The following is a 3,085-nucleotide window of genomic DNA, read 5'->3' on the forward strand; positions in this document are numbered from 1 at the left end:
CAAAACACCTTCGGTGTTGTAAGGTTAAGCCTCACGGATCATTAGTACTGGTTAGCTCAATGCATCGCTGCACTTACACACCCAGCCTATCAACGTCATAGTCTTTAACGTTCCTTCAGGGGGCTTAAAGCCCCAGGGAAGACTCATCTCGAGGCAAGTTTCCCGCTTAGATGCTTTCAGCGGTTATCTCTTCCGAATTTAGCTACCGGGCAATGCCATTGGCATGACAACCCGAACACCAGTGATTCGTCCACTCCGGTCCTCTCGTACTAGGAGCAGCCCCTCTCAATCTTCCAACGCCCACGGCAGATAGGGACCGAACTGTCTCACGACGTTCTAAACCCAGCTCGCGTACCACTTTAAATGGCGAACAGCCATACCCTTGGGACCTACTTCAGCCCCAGGATGTGATGAGCCGACATCGAGGTGCCAAACACCGCCGTCGATATGAACTCTTGGGCGGTATCAGCCTGTTATCCCCGGAGTACCTTTTATCCGTTGAGCGATGGCCCTTCCATTCAGAACCACCGGATCACTAAGACCTACTTTCGTACCTGCTCGAGCCGTCACTCTCGCAGTCAAGCTAGCTTATGCCTTTGCACTAACCTCACGATGTCCGACCGTGATTAGCTAACCTTCGTGCTCCTCCGTTACTCTTTGGGAGGAGACCGCCCCAGTCAAACTACCCACCAGACACTGTCCTCACCCCAGATTATGGGGCCGAGTTAGAACATCAAACATTAAAGGGTGGTATTTCAAGGTTGGCTCCATGCAGACTGGCGTCCACACTTCAATGCCTCCCACCTATCCTACACATCAAGGCTCAATGTTCAGTGTCAAGCTATAGTAAAGGTTCACGGGGTCTTTCCGTCTTGCCGCGGGTACACTGCATCTTCACAGCGAGTTCAATTTCACTGAGTCTCGGGTGGAGACAGCCTGGCCATCATTACGCCATTCGTGCAGGTCGGAACTTACCCGACAAGGAATTTCGCTACCTTAGGACCGTTATAGTTACGGCCGCCGTTTACTGGGGCTTCGATCAAGAGCTTCGCCTTGCGGCTGACCCCATCAATTAACCTTCCAGCACCGGGCAGGCGTCACACCGTATACGTCCACTTTCGTGTTTGCACAGTGCTGTGTTTTTATTAAACAGTTGCAGCCAGCTGGTATCTGCGACTGGCTTCGGCGCCGAGAGCAAGTCTCTTTACCTAATGCCAGCGTGCCTTCTCCCGAAGTTACGGCACCATTTTGCCTAGTTCCTTCACCCGAGTTCTCTCAAGCGCCTGAGTATTCTCTACCTGACCACCTGTGTCGGTTTGGGGTACGATTTAATGTTACCTGATGCTTAGAGGCTTTTCCTGGAAGCTTGGCATCAACTACTTCACCACCGTAGTGGCTCGTCATCACACCTCAGCGTTGATAAGCAACCGGATTTACCAAGTCACTCCGCCTACATGCTTAAACCGGGACAACCGTCGCCCGGCTAGCCTAGCCTTCTCCGTCCCCCCTTCGCAGTAACACCAAGTACAGGAATATTAACCTGTTTCCCATCGACTACGCTTTTCAGCCTCGCCTTAGGGGTCGACTCACCCTGCCCCGATTAACGTTGGACAGGAACCCTTGGTCTTCCGGCGTGCGGGTTTTTCACCCGCATTATCGTTACTTATGTCAGCATTCGCACTTCTGATACCTCCAGCCACCCTCACAGATGACCTTCAACGGCTTACAGAACGCTCCCCTACCCAACAACACCTAAGTGTCGCTGCCGCAGCTTCGGTGCATGGTTTAGCCCCGTTACATCTTCCGCGCAGGCCGACTCGACCAGTGAGCTATTACGCTTTCTTTAAATGATGGCTGCTTCTAAGCCAACATCCTGGCTGTCTATGCCTTCCCACATCGTTTCCCACTTAACCATGACTTTGGGACCTTAGCTGGCGGTCTGGGTTGTTTCCCTCTTCACGACGGACGTTAGCACCCGCCGTGTGTCTCCCGTGATAACATTCTTCGGTATTCGGAGTTTGCATCGGTTTGGTAAGTCGGGATGACCCCCTAGCCGAAACAGTGCTCTACCCCCGAAGATGAGTTCACGAGGCGCTACCTAAATAGCTTTCGGGGAGAACCAGCTATCTCCCGGTTTGATTGGCCTTTCACCCCCAGCCACAAGTCATCCGCTAATTTTTCAACATTAGTCGGTTCGGTCCTCCAGTTAGTGTTACCCAACCTTCAACCTGCCCATGGCTAGATCACCGGGTTTCGGGTCTATACCTTGCAACTATTCGCCCAGTTAAGACTCGGTTTCCCTACGGCTCCCCTATTCGGTTAACCTTGCTACAAAATATAAGTCGCTGACCCATTATACAAAAGGTACGCAGTCACACCACGAAGGTGCTCCCACTGCTTGTACGTACACGGTTTCAGGTTCTATTTCACTCCCCTCGCCGGGGTTCTTTTCGCCTTTCCCTCACGGTACTGGTTCACTATCGGTCAGTCAGGAGTATTTAGCCTTGGAGGATGGTCCCCCCATATTCAGACAGGATGTCACGTGTCCCGCCCTACTCATCGAACTCACAACATATGTGCTTTTGTGTACGGGACTATCACCCTGTACCGTGCGACTTTCCAGACGCTTCCACTAACACATACGCTGATTCAGGTTCTGGGCTCCTCCCCGTTCGCTCGCCGCTACTAGGGGAATCTCGGTTGATTTCTTTTCCTCGGGGTACTTAGATGTTTCAGTTCCCCCGGTTCGCCTTGCATGGCTATGTATTCACCATGCAATAGTGCAACGAATTGCACTGGGTTTCCCCATTCGGGTATCGTCGGTTATAACGGTTCATATCACCTTACCGACGCTTTTCGCAGATTAGCACGCCCTTCATCGCCTCTGACTGCCTAGGCATCCACCGTGTACGCTTAGTCGCTTAACCTCACAACCCGAAGGTGTCTTTACAGACAACTTGTGCTGTGATTATTTGAGAGACTCTAATACAGGTTAATCCTTATCTCAGTACTTCTACGGAGAGATAAGTTTCAGCTGTATTGTTTCAATTTTCAGCTTGTTCCAGATTGTTAAAGAGCAATATCT

At 51.5% G+C, this 3,085-nt stretch carries 1 rRNA gene; it reads right to left on the reverse strand.

Features of this window, described 5'->3' with window-relative positions:
• Positions 1 to 20 precede the first annotated feature (20 nt).
• Positions 21 to 2,927: ribosomal RNA gene (locus FTB31_RS06395) — 23S ribosomal RNA — on the reverse strand.
• Positions 2,928 to 3,085 lie beyond the last annotated feature (158 nt).

This window comes from Yersinia proxima, from assembly GCF_902170785.1.
GTDB lineage: Bacteria > Pseudomonadota > Gammaproteobacteria > Enterobacterales > Enterobacteriaceae > Yersinia > Yersinia proxima.